This window comes from Halomonas sp. 111 (genome assembly GCF_052379685.1).
GTDB lineage: Bacteria > Pseudomonadota > Gammaproteobacteria > Pseudomonadales > Halomonadaceae > Vreelandella > Vreelandella citrativorans.
Genome location: NZ_JBQSYV010000012.1, coordinates 65,059 through 82,607, shown reverse-complemented (window position 1 = coordinate 82,607; position 17,549 = coordinate 65,059). Strand labels below are relative to the sequence as shown.

Sequence of the window (17,549 nt, the reverse complement as noted above, 5' to 3'; positions counted from 1 at the left end):
TTACCGACGTCACCGCTCGGCGTATTTGCGACATTGACGTGAATTTTTTATGGGCCTTTATAAGGCGTCGCTCATTTATTGCTCGACGTCGTTTATAAGTAATTGCGGGTAGGCCGGGTGCGTCATGCTGCGGCAACAGGCTAATCTTTAATTGGCCTGCTGATCAGGAAGCGTTTCTCGAAAGCGCTTCACATACGCCAGCTCGATTTAAAATAATGATGCCAGCGCAGTTGTTGGAGTGGCCCTTGATAGCGTCCTTGAGGCCGCTCTCTGAGAAAACCTCTTGAGACTGCGCCAGCACCCGGAAGAGAGGATTTCGCATGTCCAACAATCGTGGTGTTGTTTATATCGGCGACGGTAAAGTCGAAGTTCAGGATATCGCCTACCCGAAAATGGAAACGCCCCATGGCAAGCCCATTGATCACGGTGTCATTCTGAAGGTAGTGTCCACGAATATTTGCGGCTCCGACCAGCACATGGTGCGCGGACGCACCACGGCGCCTACCGGTATGGTGCTGGGGCACGAGATCACCGGTGAGGTGATCGAAAAAGGCAAGGGCGTCGAGTTTCTAAACATTGGCGATATTGTATCCGTTCCCTTCAACGTCGCTTGCGGCCGCTGCCGCACCTGTAAAGAGGGCCACACCGGTCTTTGTCTGCATGTTAACGATGACCGAGCGGGCGGTGCCTACGGCTATGTTGATATGGGTGGCTGGGTGGGCGGTCAGGCGCACTACGTAATGGTGCCCTACGCTGACTTCAACCTGCTCAAGTTCCCGGACCGTGATCAGGCCATGAGCCAGATTCGCGATCTAACCATGTTGAGCGATATTCTTCCGACCGGTTTCCACGGCGCCTTGAAAGCGGGCGTTGGTGCGGGTTCCACCGTGTACGTAGCGGGCGCAGGCCCTGTAGGGCTGGCCGCTGCCGCCTCGGCACGCCTGTTAGGCGCAGCGGTAGTGATGATTGGCGATTTCAACAAGGATCGCCTGGAGCACGCCCGCAAGATGGGCTTTGTGCCGATTGATCTAAGCAAGCATGACCGTTTGGGCGAGATGATTGCCGCAGTGGTCGGTGAGCCTAGTGTGGACAGTGCCATTGATGCGGTGGGCTTTGAAGCGATCGGGCATGGCGGTAAAGAACAGCCGGCAGTGGTGCTTAACCAGATGATGGAAGTCACTCGCGAAGGCGGCTCTATCGGCATTCCAGGTCTATACGTAACTGAAGACCCGGGCGCGGCTGAGAAGGCAGCACAAACCGGTAGCCTGAGCCTGCGCTTTGGCCAAGGCTGGGCCAAGGGGCTCTCGTTCCATACCGGCCAGACGCCGGTAGTGCAGTACAACCGCCAGCTGATGCAGGCCATTCTGCACGGGCGTTTGAACATTGCCGAGATCGTCAACGCTCAGGTTATCTCGTTGGAAGATGCGCCAACAGGTTACGAGCAGTTCGATGCAGGCGTGGCCAGCAAGTTCGTTCTTGATCCGCATGGATTGCTTGGCGCTGCCTGATTAAGCGCTAAAAGAAGCGGGTAACCAACGCTAATAACGCTCATGGCTACGTGCCATGGGCGTTTTTTTGTGTCCGCTTAGGGCGAGTGTAGGGCACAAAAAACGGATACCGAGGAGCTCAGTATCCGTTTTGGGGTCGGGCTAGTGTTGTGGATGAATGAGGGGCTACCGCATTAGAAATCGACCACCAGGTCACCTTTCGGTTTGCTGCAGCAGGACAGGATGTAGCCCTCTTCAATATCTTCGTCGGTGATACCGCCGTTATGCTCCATTTCCACCTCGCCAGATTTCAGCTCCACTCGGCAGGTGCCGCAGATGCCCATACCGCAAGCCTTGGGAATATGCAGCCCCAGCTTGGCGGCTGCGGCGTGAACCGTTTCGCCTGCTTGTATACGTACACTTTTGCCCGACTGGGCAAATTCGATGTTGATCAGATCCTCAGGCTCAGCTAACTCGGCTTCCACTTCGGCCTGCTCGGCAAGCTCCAGGACGTCTTCCTGAACGTCAACCGGTGTCTCGCCAAACAGCTCTTCATGGTAGTGGTCCATGTTGTAGTTGTTGGCGCGCAAAATCGCTTTGATGGCATTCATATACGGTACGGGGCCGCAACAGAAGATCTCCCGCTCAAGGAAGTCCGGTGCCATTAGCTCAAGCATGGGCTGGGTTAGAAAACCGCGGTAGCCAGCCCATGCCTCACCGATATCTTCTTTCTTCTCGCACACGATATGGAGCTTGAATTCGGGGATGCGCGAGAACATGTGCACCAGCTCGCGATGGAAAATGACATCGCGCGGGGCACGGGCGCTGTGGATGAACTCCACATCGACGTTGGCGTTGGTATCGAAGAGCCAGCGCGTCATCGACATTAGCGGTGTGATGCCTACGCCGCCTGAGAGAAGCAGTACCTTTTCGGCAGGAAAGTCGATGGAGTTGAAGTTGCCCACCGGGCCATGGACCACTAGCTCGTCGCCGACCTTTAAATTGGCATGCAGCCAGTTGGAGACCTGGCCTCCCGGCACCTGTTTGACCGTGATTGAGAAGCTGTAAGGCACAGAGGGAGAGCTTGAAATCGTATAGGAGCGCATAACGGGCTGATTATCGATTTCGAGCTCTAGTGTCACAAATTGGCCCGGCTTGAAGAAGAACATTACCGGCTGTTCAGCCATAAAGCAGAACGTGCGAACGTCCCAGGTTTCCTGAATGATCTTGACGCACCGCACATGGTGGCGGCCGTTGGTCCAGGTTTGGGTCGTGACGGGATTAAAGAAGTTCGTTGTCATCGTCGTCTCAATATGGCCGTGCTATCGCGTTGCCTTCACCGGCCCGTCCTGTCTGCACGGTCCAGCACCATTAACCTGCATTCTGGGTACGCGCTTTATGACCAGCTTGCCTGTTAGCGACACGCACTTACCTTGCGGCACCTTCTGCCTATCAAAAATCTCTGCCCACGTCGTCGCCACGCCACATAGTGTCGTGGGCAGACAATTGAAAGCAAATGGCGTGGACCACAATCCATCAACAAGTAGCAAGCGCTGCGCGCTTCACACAATCGCCAGGTTCAGCAACTTAACAACAACACAATTACGTTTGGTTAATGACTCTGTCGCCACCCTGGGTAAGGGAGGCGGTATTTAAAAGGATATCTGGTATGAACAAGACAATGGATGACACACTCAACGACCCTCTGGCTGCCATGCGTGAAGCGACGGTTGATATGCTGCAGTCCCGCGCGCACGCGTTTTCGCTACCCCAGCCGTTCTATAACGACGCCCGCTTGTTTGCGCTCGACATGCAGGAAGTCTTTGAAAAAGAGTGGCTATTCGCAGGGATGACCTGCGAGATCCCGGCCAAGGGCAACTTTATGACCTTGGAAATCGGTAATAATCCCGTTGTGATTGTGCGTGGCGGTGAAGGCCAGATTCATGCTTTTCATAACGTATGTCGCCATCGTGGCTCACGGCTGTGCACCAAGGACAAAGGAAAAGTCGCTAAACTGGTATGCCCCTACCATCAGTGGACTTACGAGCTTGACGGCCGCTTGCTGTTTGCCGGAAGCGACATGGGTACGGACTTCGACCTTAACCAGTTCGGGCTGAAGCCGGTTAGTGTGCGCACGGCGGGGGGCTTTGTATTTATTAATCTGAGCGATAACCCGCCCGCCATCGACGATTTCCTGGTGACGCTTGAGCACTACCTTGAGCCGTACCAGATGGATAACGTCAAGGTCGCTGTAGAGTCGAGTATTATTGAGCAGGCCAACTGGAAGCTGGTCATCGAGAATAACCGTGAGTGTTATCACTGTAATGGTGCGCACCCAGAGCTTTTGAACTCGCTAATCGAGTTTGACGATACCGAAGACCCGCGCGCGACGGACAAATATAAAGACCTGGTGACCCGCAAGCAGGCCGATTGGAACGGCGAGCAGGTACCTTGGCAGCTCAAGCGCTTTGGCAAGCGTAACCGCGTGACGCGTACACCGCTACTCGATGGCGTGGTGTCCATGACCATGGATGGCAAGCCGGCCTGCAACAAGTTGATGGGCCGGTTGACCAGCCCGGACATGGGTTCGCTACGCATTCTGCACCTGCCCAACTCCTGGAACCACTTCATGGGCGACCATGCCGTCGTGTTCCGTGTATTGCCGCTTGGCCCGCAGAAAACCATGGTCACGACCAAGTGGCTGGTGCATAAGGACGCGGTAGAGGGCGTGGATTACGACCCGGAAAACATGCGTCGCGTGTGGGATGCCACCAACGATCAGGATCGCCAGCTGGCAGAAGAGAATCAGCGCGGTATCAACTCCAAGGCCTACCAGCCCGGCCCCTATTCACCAACCTACGAGTTTGGCGTCATCGACTTTATTGATTGGTACTCCGAGCGCATGCTCAGCAATCTGGGAAGCGATAGCGTATCGCTGCAGTTGGCGCAGGGCTAACTGCACGCTGATGATGGGCTGGCCCGCTTTGGCGGGCCAGCCTGCGTTTAGCAATTGCCAATCCGTTCATCAACACATTAATCAATCAGCTCATGCCCTTACTCAAAGGGCAGAAAACGCTCAATAGCGTGGCGCACCGAGGGCAGCAGAATGTCCTTTTGATCGATAAGCTTGCGCACCAACGTTGGCAGCTCGGTAACCTCCTGCTTGCGATGGGCCTCAGCGGCGATTTGAGCACATGTATCGGGGTCGGCGTTCTCTGGAATATCGATACCCAGCGCGGTCAGCTGTGCCCGGAAATCATCACCATCAATCAGTTCGACAATCATCATGACGGCATCCTCTCTTGTGTTGGTTGTTGGCCTGTCAGTGTACCTATAAATCGGCTGGCAATAGCGCTGGCAACGCGGCAATAGCTATGCCGGGGTCGGTTTTGAATAACTGGGCAAGTGAGTATCGCCTAAAAATTTAAACGCCCTATCCGCCACCTCGGCGGTTAGCGTACAGAAAAAAATAACAACGAGGATAACCTATGGACCATGATGATCCTGTTTTGACCCCCGGTCAGGATAACAAGCAGGTGATGGGGCTGGATTTCCATAACCCCGTCTTTCCGCTCTCCGCACTCGCCATTCTGCTGTTTATTCTTTATGCGCTGATCTATCCCGATGCTGCGAATACCCAGCTTGGCCTTGCCAAGAACTGGTCGATTGAGCATTTCGACTGGCTGTTCATGATTGCGGGTAATATTTTTGTAGTGTTCTGCCTTGCGCTTATTTGTCTTCCGGTTGGGCGGATACGCTTGGGCGGAAGTGATGCCAAGCCGGAATACTCGCGCACCTCCTGGTTCGCCATGCTGTTTGCGGCGGGCATGGGTATCGGGCTGATGTTCTGGAGTGTTGCTGAACCAGTGGCCTACTACACCGATTGGTACGGTACGCCCTTGAATATTCCCGCAGGTACACCGGAGGGCGCTAGCGCCGCCATGGGCGCCACCATGTTTCATTGGGGGCTTCATCCATGGGCGATCTATGGCGTTGTCGCGCTATCCTTGGCTTTTTTTACCTACAATAAAGGCTTGCCGCTAACCCTGCGATCTGCTTTTTACCCGATTTTGGGTGAGCGAACGCGCGGCTGGGCAGGCCATGCCATTGATATTCTTGCCGTATTGGCAACCATCTTTGGCTTGGCAACGTCGCTTGGCTTTGGCGCTACCCAAGCGGCTGGCGGGCTTGCCTACCTTTTCGACATACCCAATACCCTTGGAACGCAGATGGCAATCATCCTGGTGGTTACGGTGATTGCACTGTTTTCGGTATGGCGGGGAATCGACGGTGGCGTCAAGCTGTTCTCGAACATCAATATGGTGGTCGCGGCAGTGCTGCTGCTGTTTGTGGTAATCGCCGGACCGACGCTGATGATTATAACGGGAATTGGCACCACGGCAGTGGACTATGTCAGCCATATCCTGCCGCTTTCGAACTGGATTGGCCGCGATGATGACATCTGGTATCACGGCTGGACCATCTTCTACTGGGCGTGGTGGATCTCCTGGTCGCCGTTTGTGGGGATGTTTATTGCCCGCGTATCCCGGGGGCGCACGGTACGCGAGTTCCTGATTGCGGTGCTGTTGGTGCCGACGCTGGTCACGCTGGTATGGATGAGCACCTTTGGCGGCGCGGCACTGTTTCAGGCCGAAAATAGCATGGGCGAATTAGCCAACGGCATCAGTGACGTTTCGCTTGCCATGTTCCACATGCTGGAGCTACTGCCGTTCACTGGCATCACCTCGACGCTGGCGATTGTGCTGGTGCTGGTCTTTTTTATTACCTCGGCGGATTCTGGCTCCCTCGTTATCGACAATATCACCGCGGGCGGGAAAACCGATGCGCCCAAGGGGCAGCGGGTGTTCTGGGCCGCGCTTGAAGGCGTCATCGCTGGTGTGCTGCTTTACGGTGGCGGTAGCGCGGCGCTTAGCGCGCTGCAAGCAGGCGCGGTGGCGACAGGGCTACCCTTTACGCTGGTGCTTCTGCTGATGTGTTTCAGCCTTTATAAAGGGCTTCACAAGGAGTGGCGCGAGCTCAATGCGGTGCCCAAAATAGCGCGATAGTCAGATTTTTTTGCTGTACTTTGTTGTTGCCAATAGGGGCGCCATTTCAATGGCGCCCCTTTTGGTTAGCGGATATCGTGTCGTGATTCCTGCATGCGTTGCCGCTAATAGCAAAGAGTAGACAGCCAAAGCGTTGCACCATGGCTAAACAATATTAATAACCTGACGGCTATTCTCATGATTTACACCATCGCAATACTGCTCAGCCTGGTGGGCTACTTTGTTATCGGGCATCTCGCCGGGCGGCGCGTCAAAGGTCTGGATGATTATCTGGTTGCTGGCCGCAATGCCCCCACGTTTTTTATCCTGGGCACGCTGGTAGCAAGCTATCTCAGCACCAGCGCGTTTCTCGGTGAAACGGGTTTTGCCTATCAGGGCTATCCGTTTGTGATGCTGATCTTCGCGGCCGTCAGCACTTCGGGATGCCTGCTGGGTGCGCTGGTGTTTGGGCGTTACCTTCGGCGCAGCGGGGCGCGTACCGTGCCGGAATTTTTTGGCAAGCGCTTTGCCTCACGCCGTGTTCAGGTGATTGCCGGGCTGACCACAATTATCGGCCTGGGCGCGTATCTGTTAGGCGTTATGCAGGGCGCGGGCATCATGTTCTCTGAGCTGACCGGTATGCCGTACTGGGTCGGGTTGGTATTGGTGTGGGCAACGTATACGGGTTTTATTCTCTATTCGGGATCGCCCGGCGTCATGCTCACCGACACCATCATGTTTGTGATCTTCTCGCTGGCAGCCTTGGGCGGTTCGATCTATGTGATTCAAGATTTGGGCGGGTGGAACGGTGTGGTGGAAGGTCTGCTTACCCAAACCGACAAGCCCGGCATTGCGCTATGGCACGGCGTGCTGGAAGGGCCTGAGGCCAACTTCTCCTCGCCTGGCGAGGCGCTTACCTGGGGACTAACACTCGGCCTTGTGTGGGCGGCGGTGCTGGCGGCGAGCCCTTGGCAATCCAGCCGTTACCTGATGGCCCGCAATGAGCACGTGGTGATGCGTTCGGCCATGTTGACGGCAGTGGCGCTGGCCATCTTCTACGCATTGATGATGATGACCGGGGCGGCCATCAATCTTTACGATGCCGGACTGGACCCGGAGCGCTCCATGATTTGGGTGGCGCTCAACGTGCTGCCAACCTGGCTTGGCGTGGTCATTCTAACGGGCGTCTTTGCGGCGGGGCTATCGTCTTGCTCGACGTTTCTATCGATCATCGGCTTTAGCCTCTCCAACGATATCCTCTCAGCCTCGCAAGATGAGACGTCGGCCATGCGTAAAAGCCGTATTGCGGTGCTCGCTGCGGGCTTGATAGCACTGCTGCTTGCGCTGTTTCAACCGCCTGCGGTTATGTCAGTGGTATGGTTTGCCGCCACGCTATTTGCCTCTTCCTGGGGGCCGGTTGCCTTGATGAGCATCTGGAGCAAGCGGATTACCGCCGCAGGCGCGGGCTGGGGCTTAGCGGTGGGCTTTGTGGGTAACGTCGCGCTGTCGATGATGATTCAGGCCGAGTGGCTTAGCCTGCCGGTATATTTGCACCCGGTACTGCTAAGCACCTTGATGGCGCTGGTGGCGATTACGCTGGCTTCCAGGTTTACCCATGTCAGCCAGGCCGAGAAAGAGTACCAGACGTTTCTGCATACATTTGATGCTCAGGCCGTCAGTGGCTGGGTGACAGGCACCCGTGTGATTGCGCTGTGCACCATGCTTTCCGGTGGCGCCATTGGGGTATTCCTCTGGCAACAGTACGCGGTCACGCTGGCCGGGTTCGCCGAGCAGTTTAGTGTGCCTGGCAGTGCCGTGCAGGGCGGCTATATGCTGGCGGTCGGCTGCGGGAGCATGTTGCTGATGGCGGGAGCCATAGGGTTCTGGGTAGTTCGCCCTCGCCAGCACAAGGCTTCAACTGCGCCGGTGGCCGTGTCACCTGGCCGTTAACACGGCCTGGGCCGTGAGCCTGCGCTCAACTGTTACGCTTAACCGCTCACCCATGGGTGAGCGGTTATCTTTTTCTGCCAACCGGGAGTCAATATCATGCAGTTAAGTGGTTATCAGCGCGGTCTGTTGATGGTGGTACTGGGGGTGGTGTTTCTCAGTTTCGACGGCCTGCTGATCCGCCTTGCCGATACCGAGGGTTGGACCATCGTCTTCTGGCGCGGCTTTTTGATGTTCTGTGTGCTGGGGCTTGCGTGTTGTCGAGGCAACCGACTGGCCACGCTACGCGTGAACCCTTTTTCATCGCTGGTTTCGGCAATACTATTGGGGCTGATTTCGGCGCTTTTCGTACTCGCGGTGATGAACGCCAACGTAGCCAACGTGGTGGTGATCCTTAGCACTGCGCCGCTGTTCGCCGCCCTGTTTTCACGAGTGTTTCTCAAAGAGCGTGTTGCTTTGCGCACGCTGGTTGCGATCGCTGTCTGCATGCTGGGCATGAGTTTGGTCTTTATGGGCGAGGGCGCTCACGGCATGCTGGTAGGCAATCTTTATGCGCTGGCGGCGGCAGCGGCGATTGGCGGTAATTTGACGGTGCTGCGCCGCTTTCCGAGCATTGATCGCATCGTGGTGATTGCTGGTGGGGGCTTGCTTTCTGCGGCAATCGCGCTGCCTTTGGCTTCGCCGTTTGCGCTGGATGCCCCGCGCTATGGCGTCCTCGCGGTGATGGGGCTTATTCAGATGCCGCTGGCCACTGTGCTGATCAACAGCGCTACCCGCTATCTGCCGTCGACGGAAGTGGCGTTGTTCTATCTGGTTGAAACCGCGCTGGGTACGCTTTGGGTATGGTGGTTGTTGGGCGAGCAGCCCACAGCCTCAACGCTTGCGGGCGGGGCAGTGGTGATCAGCGTGCTGATGGTACATGCGGGGATTGGCCTGCATTTGGAAAGGCAGCGCCTGCGGCTATACCCGGGCTTTATGGGGAAGTAGTACGTTTGACGTTTGCCGCTTGTGAACCTGGACTAAAAAGCCCGCCGAGAAGGCGGGCTGACAGTATCGTTATCGTGAAGCAGTGCGCCTAACGCAGTACTCCTTCCTCCTTGAGCAGTTTGAAGATCGCTTCGGCACCCTGTTCTGGGGTGACGTCGTTAAGCGTCTGCCCACCACCACCGCCGGACTTGGCAGCGGCGGCTTTGAAACGGTCACGCGCCGATGATGACTTAACGATCTTAAGCCGCTTGGGACGCTTGCGCGCTGGCTGGAACTGCCAAGTGCTTAGTGCTTCATCAAGCTCGCTGGCCGCTTTTTGATGGGCTAACTCACCGCGCCTAGCGGGGCCAAAGGCACTTTGGCGGGCCGCAGGCGCGCTGCTGTCCACCGTGGCAAGCGCCGGTAGACGAATGCGCAGGCGCCGCCGCTTGCCGCGCGGCAATGCTTGCAGCACCGTGATCACTCCCTGCTCGACCTTTTCTACCGCCGCTAGACCGGTAATGATCGGCCAGCCAAGCGCCTCGGCCAGTAGGTAGGGCGTTACACCCGAGGCCTCGCCGGTTTCGGCGCGAGTACCGGTCAGCACCAGCTGCGGGGCGCTGGCGCGTAACGCGTTGGCCAGCGCGGGGATTACATCGGCGTGGGGTTGCTGCTCGATCAAGCCAACAGAGTTGATACCCATGCCGAGATAGCCGCGGATGGCCTCTTCATGATCGCTATTTTGCTGGCCGGCATGTAGCAGGCTGACCGAGGCGTTTTCCAGCGTCAGGGCCATTTCTACCGCTCGGGCATCCTGGTCGGCGCGGCGTGCGCGCGCGGTCAGTGGGTGTTGGCCTACCGAAACCAGTACAGCGACGTTCAGCGCGTTGGCGGTTGATTGCTTGGCACTTTTGTTACTGACATCATGCGGCATCGCGATTCTCCTGCTGTTCAGCGCGGTACTGCTCAACCTGTGTAACAAGGGCAGCGAGTATCTGGCTGGCATCGCCGATCACTGCCAGGTCGGCACGTTTGACCATATCGCAGCCTTCATCGAGGTTGATCGCCACCACCTTCTCGCAGCTCTGAATGCCCTGAAGATGCTGGATAGCGCCGGAAATTCCTACCGCTACATAAACGCGGGCAGAGACCCAGGTGCCGGTGGCGCCCACTTGGCGGTCACGCGGCATAAAGCCGTCATCCACCACCACCCGTGAGGCGCCTTTGGTGGCGCCGAGCACCTCGGCAGCGTGATGATAGCTATCCCAGCTTTTCACGCCATTGCCAGCGGAAAGGATAAATTCTGCTTCCGCGAGCGATACGCTGGCCGGGTCCACCGCGACTTCGCCCATGTCCTCAATGCGGCCGAGTATTTCGGGAAGCCCGTTAGAAAGTGTGATCGGCTCAGCCGCGTGGCGGGTTTCGCTGACCGGGTCGGCGCACTCGGCCAAGGCCAGTACGATACGGGGCAGGGCGCGGGTAATGTCGTTTCTACCTGCCGCACCACGTGCGGTACAGCGCCAGCCAGTTGCGCTTTCAGTGTCTGCCTCGACCTGCCAGACCTGAGCGGCCGGGCGCTCGCCAAGCCTTGTGGCGAGGCGCCTGCCGAGCTCACCGCCAACGCTTGAGTCGGGTAGCAGCCAGTAGCGGGGCGTCATTTCACGATCTACGCTCTGCAAGGTGGCGACGCTAAGCTCCGGCAGGTAGCCCGAGAAACGCTCGCCTTCCAGGTGCAGTAGCCGGTCAATACCCGCCTCGTCAAAGGTGGTTTCTTTATGCTCGCCAAACACTACGGCCAGTACGGCACCAGGCTGGGTCGGGTCGGCATCGGCTAGCTGGCGGGCAAGCCCTAACAGATCACGGTCGTGGGAGGAAAGGCGCCCACCAGCCATATCCGGTACGACCGCCACCATAAAGGCGGGAGTATCGACAGTGACCGGCGTCCTCGTATCCTTGGCCTCAACGCTGCGCCCTGGCGCCTGTGCCGCCTGCTGGACGCCGCTACGATCAATGCGCCGAATGCCGTTGGGACCGATGAAGCCGACCGCATGGGGGTTGCGGCGCATCACGCCGTTAGGCCCCATCCATTCGCTGGCTACTGCGCCGCCACCCAGTTCGGCGAGCATCTCAAGATGTTGCGGGTGCAGGCGGTTGCGGGCGATCCACTCTTTACGAGGGTCACGACGAACAAGCTCGCTCATGGCATTACCTCCAGGGTGGCGCGCGGTGATGCTGGCGCGGGCTTACTTTGGGTCGCCTTTTCGTCAGACGTTGTGATGATCAACGCGTCGGCGACCAGTTCGGCGATATCCTTGATGTCAGCGCGGGGTTCTACCACGCCTTCAAGCATCGCAGTACACTGTGGGCAGCCTACCGCGACCAGGTCAGCACCGGTTTCGCGAACATCTTCCATACGCATATCGGGAATCCGCTGCTTGCCAGGAATATCGGTGATCGGTGCGCCGCCACCGCCGCCGCAGCAGCGCGAGCGATAGCCAGAGCGAGCCATCTCCTTAACCTCAATCCCTAGCGCCTTGAGCACCGCGCGTGGGGCTTCGTATTCACCGTTATAACGGCCCAGGTAGCAGGGGTCGTGATAAGTCACGTTGCCGCCTTTCCAGGCTTTGAACGTGAGCTTGCCGTCGGTGACGAGCTGGTTGATATAGGTGCTGTGATGGAAAACCTCATACCGGGAAGGCATGTCGGCGGTGCTGAGATCGGCGTACTCGTTTTTCAGCACATGGAAACTGTGCGGGTCACAGGTAACGATGCGTGCGAAGCGGTACTGGCTCAACGTCTTAATGTTGCGCCGCGCCAAACTCTGGAAAGTAGCCTCATCGCCCAGACGGCGGGCGACATCGCCGCTATCACGCTCTTCATTACCCAGTACGGCGAAATCGATCTCGGCAGCACGCAGCACACTGATAAACGCGCGCAGCGTGCGCTGGTTGCGCATGTCAAACACGCCGTCGCCCAGCCACAGCAGCACCTCGGCTTCGCGCTTGTCGGCCATCAGCGGCAGATTGAGGTCTGCCGCCCAGTGCAGGCGTGAGTCAGGTTCGAAGCCGCCGGGGTTGTCGGTCGCAATCAGGTTGTCTAGCACTTCGGCGCCCTTATTGGGCGTATTACCGTGCTCCAGGGTCAGAAAGCGGCGCATATCGACGATGGCATCAACGTGCTCAATCATCATGGGGCACTCTTCAACGCAGGCGCGGCAGGTCGTGCAGGACCACAACGTTTCGGCATCCACCAATGCGCTACCCGTGCGGGCAACAATCGGGTCGTGGGGGCTGCCGCCATGCTCGCCGACCGGCTTGCCGGGGTAGGGCGAGCCTGCATAGTGGGCGTCGGTGCCGCCTGCCATGCCGACCACCATGTCCTGAATCAGCTTCTTGGGGTTGAGCGGCTGACCGGCGGCAAAGGCCGGGCAGACGGCTTCACAACGCCCACACTGAACGCAGGCATCAAAGCCTAACAGCTGGTTCCAGGTGAAGTCAGCCGGTACCTCAACGCCGAGCTTGGCACTTTCGTCATCCAGCGCCAACGGTTTGAGCCCGGTTGAGCGGTGCTCTCCGCCAGCGCGCTTGGAAAAACGCTCGGGGCGGCGATGAAAGGCCAGGTGCAGGGCGCCGGCAAAAGCGTGTTTCATCGGCCCGCCCCAGGTCATGCCGAAGAACATCTCGCCAAGGCCCCAAGTGATGACACCGGCCAGCACCAGTGCAGCCAGCCAGCCTGCTCCGCTTTGGAAAAAGCCTTCTGGCAGAATGCCGGCAGTGGGCAGCGTCACCACGAACATGCCGATGGAGAACGCCATTAGGCTCTTGGGCAGGCGCATCCACGGCCCTTTGGAAAGCCGTGAGGGTGGCGGGCTGCGCCGCTTGGCAACCACTAAACTACCCAGGAACATGCTCACCGTGGCGGCCAGCAATACCCAGGCCAAGATAGTGCTATCAAGCCCAAAGCCATGTACCACAATCGCCAGTAATGCGGCCAGCACAAAGCCGCCCGCGGTGGCCACGTGGGTATGGGAGATGAGTTTATCCCGTTCGACAACGTGGTGTAGATCCACCAGGTAGCGCCTGGGCACCTGCATCAGGCCGCGGATAATCGGTGCAGGAGAGGGCCGCCCCTGGCGCCACAGACGCACACGGCGCACAGCACCAATGGCGGCCAGTAACAGCGCAGAAAACAGCAGTATCGGTAGGAGGGTATCAAGCATGGCGTCTCTCCTCTCAGAGACACCGTAAGTACGAAATGTCATGAGCCTGATGGCCCATGACATTCAGCTTACAGCGTTAGTGGGTCAGAAGTCCTTGCATAACCGCAGCGCGTCATAAATGGCGGCATGTGTGTTGCGTGGCGCGGTGCAGTCACCCAGACGGAACAGCACGAAGCCATCGCCGCTTTCAGACAGACAGGGCTGAGGCTTGATCGCGTAGAGCGCTTCGATATCGGTCTGGCCCTTGTTACGCGACTGCTCCTTGAGGCTGTAGTAGAGGGCTTCATCCGGGCGCACGCCGTTTTCCACCACCACCTGATCCACCACCCGCTCTTCTAACGCGCCGGAGTACTCGTTTTCAAGCACCGCCACCAGTGAGTCGCCTTCGCGATATACCTTATGCAGGGCGAGATCCGAGGTCATGATCACCTCTTTCTCGTACAGGCTGCGGTAGTAGGTCGGGAAGGTGGTGCCACCCACTGCGGCACCCGGCTTGATATCGTCGGTAACGATCTCGACCTTTGATCCCTTGTCTGCCAGGTAGTCGGCCGCTGAAACGCCGGAGAACTCGCAGATAGTGTCGTAGACCAGTACATTCTTGCCCGGCGCTACGCTGCCGCTAAGAATGTCCCAGGTGCTGACCACCAGGCTCTTGCCCAGGTCGCTGTCGTAACCCCACTCCGGTACCTGGGAGAGGAACGGCTGCCCGCCGGTGGCCAGAATTACTATGTCCGGGCGCAGATCAGCAATGGTCGCTTCGTCGGCACGGGTATTCAGGCGCAGGTCGATCTCAAGGCGTGCCAACTCCAGCTGGTACCAGCGAGTGATGCCAGCAATCTGATCGCGCTGGGGGGCTTTCGAGGCCAGAGTGATCTGACCACCGAGCTGATCCTGGGCTTCAAACAGGGTGACATCATGACCGCGCTTGGCACATACGTGTGCTGCTTCCATGCCCCCCGGGCCACCGCCCACGATGACTATCTTGCGTTTGGGGCCTTCGCTTTTCTCGACAATATGCGGCAGCCCCATGTATTCACGTGCGGTCGCGGCGTTCTGAATACACAGCACGTCGAGTCCTTGGTACTGCCGGTCGATGCAGTAGTTGGCACCTACGCACTGCTTAATCTGGTCGATCTGGCCCATCTTGATTTTGGCGATGATGTGCGGGTCGGCAATATGAGCACGGGTCATGCCCACCAGGTCCACGTAGCCACCTTCAAGAATACGTTGGGCCTGATTGGGGTCCTTGATGTTCTGGGCATGGATGACCGGCACGTTGACCACTTCCTTGATGCCCGAGGCCAGGTGCAGGAAGGGCTCGGGCGGAAACGACATGTTGGGAATGACGTTGGCCAGGGTGTTGTGGGTATCACAGCCAGAGCCTATCACGCCGAAGTAGTCGATCATGCCGGTGGCGTCATGATAGGCCGCGATGCGCTTCATCTCCTCGTGGTCGAGACCATCGGGGTGGAACTCGTCCCCGGTAATGCGCAGGCCCACCACGAAGTCATTGCCCACCTCGGCGCGCACCGCCTTGATCACTTCCATGCCAAAACGCATGCGATTTTCGAAGCTGCCGCCCCACTCATCGGTGCGCTTGTTGACGCGCGGGCTCCAGAACTGATCAATCAGGTGCTGGTGTACGGCAGAGAGCTCAACGCCGTCGAGACCGCCTTCCTTCGCCCGGCGCGCGGCCTGGGCGAAGTCACCGATAATGCGCCAGATCTCTTCTACTTCGATCGTCTTGCAGGTCGAGCGATGCACTGGCTCGCGAATGCCCGACGGCGATACCAGCGTCGACCAGTCGAAGCCATCCCAGCGTGAGCGACGGCCCATGTGGGTGATCTGGATCATGATCTTGCCGCCATGCTTGTGCACGGCATCGGCCAGGTTCTGAAAGTACGGGATGATGCGGTCGGTCGAGAGATTGACCGAACTCCACCAGCCCTGGGGGCTGTCGATGGAAACAATCGACGAGCCGCCACAGATGCACAGGCCGCAGCCGCCCTTGGCCTTCTCTTCGTAGTATTTGACGTAGCGGTCCGTGGTCATGCCGCCGTCGGTGGCGTGCACCTCGGCGTGGGCCGTACTGACCACACGGTTACGAATGGTTTGGTTGCCGATCTGGATCGGCTTGAACAGTGCCTCAAATGCCATGGCAGCGATCCTCAGTTCTTGGGCGTGACAACAAACAGGCCGTACTCACAGCCCTTTTCGGCGCCGCTTTGGGTCTGTTCGGCAACCGTGCGCAGCGAGCTTCCACGCGCACTCAGAATCTGGTCCATGGCACCGGCAAACCAGCCGGTGAACATGTACTCGATTTTACGGTCCACTTTGCCCATCTGATACACGAAGGCACTGTGTTCAAGGCGCACGCGGGCCGTGCCTGCATTCAGGTCAATCTCTTCAGTCACGAAGATGCCCCAGCCGCGCTGCGAAAGACGCTTCATGTAGTGCTCGAACACGTCCACGCCTTCCATACCGTGGAGTTCGGCCTCTTTTTCACACCAGTGCCAAGCGCTTTTATAGCCCGCTTGGTAGAGGATGTCGGCGTATTTTTCAGCACCCAGGGCCTCTTCAATGGCGACGTGGTTGTTGACGAAGAAGTGGCGCGGGACATACAGCATCGGCAGCGCGTCGGTTGTCCAGATACCGGTTTCGCTGTCGACGTCAATCGGGAGTTCGGGGGCGGTTTTGGTCACGGTTGTATTCCTTACACTTATATTTATTCAAAAGACATTGAGTTATTCAGTGGCTTCCAGGGTCTCATCGAACGGCAGTACAGGCTGTGCATGTACTTATTCGCCCCACACATCCTTCAAGGTTCTAACCCAGTTCTCGCCCATGATTTTTCTGACCTGAGATTCGCTCAGGCCGCGCTTGAGAAGCGCCTCTGTCAAGTTGGGGAATTCGCCGATAGTACGGATACCTTCGGGATTAATGATCTTGCCGAAGCTGGTCAGGCGGCGGGCGTAGCCCTTGTCGTGGGTCAGCCACTCAAAGAAGTTCTGGTCATGGCCTTGGGTGAAATCGGTGCCGATACCGATGGCGTCTTCACCCACGATGTTCATGATGTACTCAATCGCTTCGCAGTAGTCGTCGATGGTCGAATCAACGCCCTTCTTGAGGAACGGGGTGAACATGGTGACGCCGACAAAGCCGCCGTGGTCGGCGATGAACTTGAGCTCTGCATCCGACTTGTTGCGCGGGTGTTCCTTGAGTCCGGAGGGCAGGCAGTGGGAGTAGCACACCGGCTTTTTGGACTCAAGAATGACTTCTTCAGAGGTCTTGGCGCCTACGTGGGAAAGATCGCACAGCATACCCACACGGTTCATTTCGGCAACGATCTCGCGGCCAAAGCCGGACAGCCCGCCGTCACGCTCGTAGCAGCCGGTGCCGACCAGGTTTTGGGTGTTGTAGCACATCTGCACAATGCCCACACCGAGCTGTTTGAAGATCTCGACATAGCCGATCTGATCTTCAAAGGCGTGCGCATTCTGGAAACCAAAGATGATTCCGGTCTTGCCCTCTTCCTTGGCGCGCATGATGTCGGCGGTGGTACGCACCGGGCGAACCAGGTCGCTGCACTCTTCCATCAGTTTGTTGGAGGCGACAATATTGTCCACCGTTGCCTTGAACCCCTCCCAAACCGAGACAGTGCAGTTGGCTGCCGTCAGGCCGCCACGGCGCATGTCTTCCAGCAGTTCGCGATTCCATTTGGCAATGATTAGGCCGTCAATGACGATGGCGTCCTGGTGTAATTCGGCAGGGTTCATAACGTGGCTCCTGAATTGTTTATGTAGGGAGCATAGCGCTGAGGTGGTGCCTATCTGCTCTTGGAAACGACGATGGAAATTCCAAAAGCGTCATCATGAGAAATGCAGG

13 protein-coding genes are annotated in these 17,549 nt (G+C 57.9%); 5 read left to right on the top strand and 8 right to left on the bottom strand.

Features of this window, described 5'->3' with window-relative positions; all coding sequences use genetic code 11:
- The first annotated feature begins 320 nt into the window (after positions 1-320).
- The gene (gene fdhA, locus ACT3T7_RS10735; protein ID WP_444631031.1) at positions 321-1,508 is read left to right on the top strand and encodes a formaldehyde dehydrogenase, glutathione-independent; all 1,188 of its coding nucleotides are present in this window, start codon (positions 321-323) and stop codon (positions 1,506-1,508) included.
- Between the two features lie 173 nt (positions 1,509-1,681).
- Here fdhA and ACT3T7_RS10730 read toward each other — a convergent pair whose 3' ends face one another.
- A complete protein-coding gene (locus tag ACT3T7_RS10730) occupies positions 1,682-2,788 on the bottom strand; it encodes a hybrid-cluster NAD(P)-dependent oxidoreductase (RefSeq protein WP_192526870.1) in 1,107 nt (368 codons plus the stop codon).
- Positions 2,789-3,156: 368 nt separating this feature from the next.
- Here ACT3T7_RS10730 and ACT3T7_RS10725 point away from each other — a divergent pair, with 368 nt between their 5' ends.
- The gene (locus ACT3T7_RS10725) at positions 3,157-4,443 is read left to right on the top strand and encodes an aromatic ring-hydroxylating oxygenase subunit alpha (protein WP_444631030.1); all 1,287 of its coding nucleotides are present in this window, start codon (positions 3,157-3,159) and stop codon (positions 4,441-4,443) included.
- A gap of 98 nt (positions 4,444-4,541) precedes the next feature.
- Here the strand turns inward: ACT3T7_RS10725 and ACT3T7_RS10720 are convergent, their stop codons facing one another.
- Positions 4,542-4,775: a hypothetical protein gene (locus tag ACT3T7_RS10720; RefSeq protein WP_444631029.1), complete on the bottom strand. Its 234-nt coding sequence runs from the start codon at positions 4,773-4,775 to the stop codon at positions 4,542-4,544.
- Between the two features lie 200 nt (positions 4,776-4,975).
- On the opposite strand from ACT3T7_RS10720, the gene ACT3T7_RS10715 reads away from it, so the two are divergent.
- From ACT3T7_RS10715 to ACT3T7_RS10705, 3 genes are all read left to right on the top strand, one after another.
- The gene (locus ACT3T7_RS10715) at positions 4,976-6,553 is read left to right on the top strand and encodes a BCCT family transporter (protein WP_444631028.1); all 1,578 of its coding nucleotides are present in this window, start codon (positions 4,976-4,978) and stop codon (positions 6,551-6,553) included.
- Positions 6,554-6,730: 177 nt separating this feature from the next.
- Positions 6,731-8,482, top strand: coding sequence for a sodium:solute symporter family protein (locus ACT3T7_RS10710; RefSeq protein WP_444631027.1), 1,752 nt, complete (start codon positions 6,731-6,733; stop codon positions 8,480-8,482).
- A gap of 96 nt (positions 8,483-8,578) precedes the next feature.
- Positions 8,579-9,466: a DMT family transporter gene (locus ACT3T7_RS10705; RefSeq protein WP_172116823.1), complete on the top strand. Its 888-nt coding sequence runs from the start codon at positions 8,579-8,581 to the stop codon at positions 9,464-9,466.
- A gap of 88 nt (positions 9,467-9,554) precedes the next feature.
- On the opposite strand, the gene etfB is transcribed toward ACT3T7_RS10705, so the two are convergent.
- The 6 genes from etfB to ACT3T7_RS10675 form a co-directional block, all read right to left on the bottom strand.
- On the bottom strand, positions 9,555-10,379 hold the full coding sequence (gene etfB / locus ACT3T7_RS10700) for an electron transfer flavoprotein subunit beta (protein ID WP_192526875.1): 825 nt from the start codon (positions 10,377-10,379) through the stop codon (positions 9,555-9,557).
- Complete coding sequence (gene etfA, locus ACT3T7_RS10695) at positions 10,369-11,646, bottom strand: electron transfer flavoprotein subunit alpha (protein ID WP_444631026.1); 1,278 nt, start codon at positions 11,644-11,646, stop codon at positions 10,369-10,371. The genes etfB and etfA overlap by 11 nt, the downstream gene beginning before the upstream one ends.
- Positions 11,643-13,664 (bottom strand): (Fe-S)-binding protein, encoded by a 2,022-nt coding sequence (locus ACT3T7_RS10690; protein WP_444631025.1) that lies wholly within the window; start codon positions 13,662-13,664, stop codon positions 11,643-11,645. The genes etfA and ACT3T7_RS10690 overlap by 4 nt, the downstream gene beginning before the upstream one ends.
- An 84-nt stretch (positions 13,665-13,748) precedes the next feature.
- Entirely contained in the window at positions 13,749-15,821 is a 2,073-nt protein-coding gene (gene dgcA / locus ACT3T7_RS10685) for a dimethylglycine demethylation protein DgcA (protein ID WP_193054054.1), read from the bottom strand.
- Positions 15,822-15,832: 11 nt separating this feature from the next.
- Positions 15,833-16,366 (bottom strand): DUF5943 domain-containing protein, encoded by a 534-nt coding sequence (locus ACT3T7_RS10680; protein WP_192526879.1) that lies wholly within the window; start codon positions 16,364-16,366, stop codon positions 15,833-15,835.
- Positions 16,367-16,462: 96 nt separating this feature from the next.
- Entirely contained in the window at positions 16,463-17,440 is a 978-nt protein-coding gene (locus tag ACT3T7_RS10675; protein WP_172116829.1) for a dipeptidase, read from the bottom strand.
- Positions 17,441-17,549 lie beyond the last annotated feature (109 nt).

What these genes read in the sequence shown, in the direction of transcription:
- ACT3T7_RS10710 (WP_444631027.1), top strand. Translation starts at nt 6,731, where the DNA reads ATGATTTACACCATCGCAATACTGCTCAGCCTGGTGGGCTACTTTGTT.
- dgcA (WP_193054054.1), bottom strand. Translation starts at nt 15,821, where the DNA reads ATGGCATTTGAGGCACTGTTCAAGCCGATCCAGATCGGCAACCAAACC.
- etfB (WP_192526875.1), bottom strand. Translation starts at nt 10,379, where the DNA reads ATGCCGCATGATGTCAGTAACAAAAGTGCCAAGCAATCAACCGCCAAC.
- ACT3T7_RS10705 (WP_172116823.1), top strand. Translation starts at nt 8,579, where the DNA reads ATGCAGTTAAGTGGTTATCAGCGCGGTCTGTTGATGGTGGTACTGGGG.
- etfA (WP_444631026.1), bottom strand. Translation starts at nt 11,646, where the DNA reads ATGAGCGAGCTTGTTCGTCGTGACCCTCGTAAAGAGTGGATCGCCCGC.
- ACT3T7_RS10720 (WP_444631029.1), bottom strand. Translation starts at nt 4,775, where the DNA reads ATGATGATTGTCGAACTGATTGATGGTGATGATTTCCGGGCACAGCTG.
- ACT3T7_RS10690 (WP_444631025.1), bottom strand. Translation starts at nt 13,664, where the DNA reads ATGCTTGATACCCTCCTACCGATACTGCTGTTTTCTGCGCTGTTACTG.
- ACT3T7_RS10730 (WP_192526870.1), bottom strand. Translation starts at nt 2,788, where the DNA reads ATGACAACGAACTTCTTTAATCCCGTCACGACCCAAACCTGGACCAAC.
- ACT3T7_RS10675 (WP_172116829.1), bottom strand. Translation starts at nt 17,440, where the DNA reads ATGAACCCTGCCGAATTACACCAGGACGCCATCGTCATTGACGGCCTA.
- fdhA (WP_444631031.1), top strand. Translation starts at nt 321, where the DNA reads ATGTCCAACAATCGTGGTGTTGTTTATATCGGCGACGGTAAAGTCGAA.
- ACT3T7_RS10715 (WP_444631028.1), top strand. Translation starts at nt 4,976, where the DNA reads ATGGACCATGATGATCCTGTTTTGACCCCCGGTCAGGATAACAAGCAG.
- ACT3T7_RS10725 (WP_444631030.1), top strand. Translation starts at nt 3,157, where the DNA reads ATGAACAAGACAATGGATGACACACTCAACGACCCTCTGGCTGCCATG.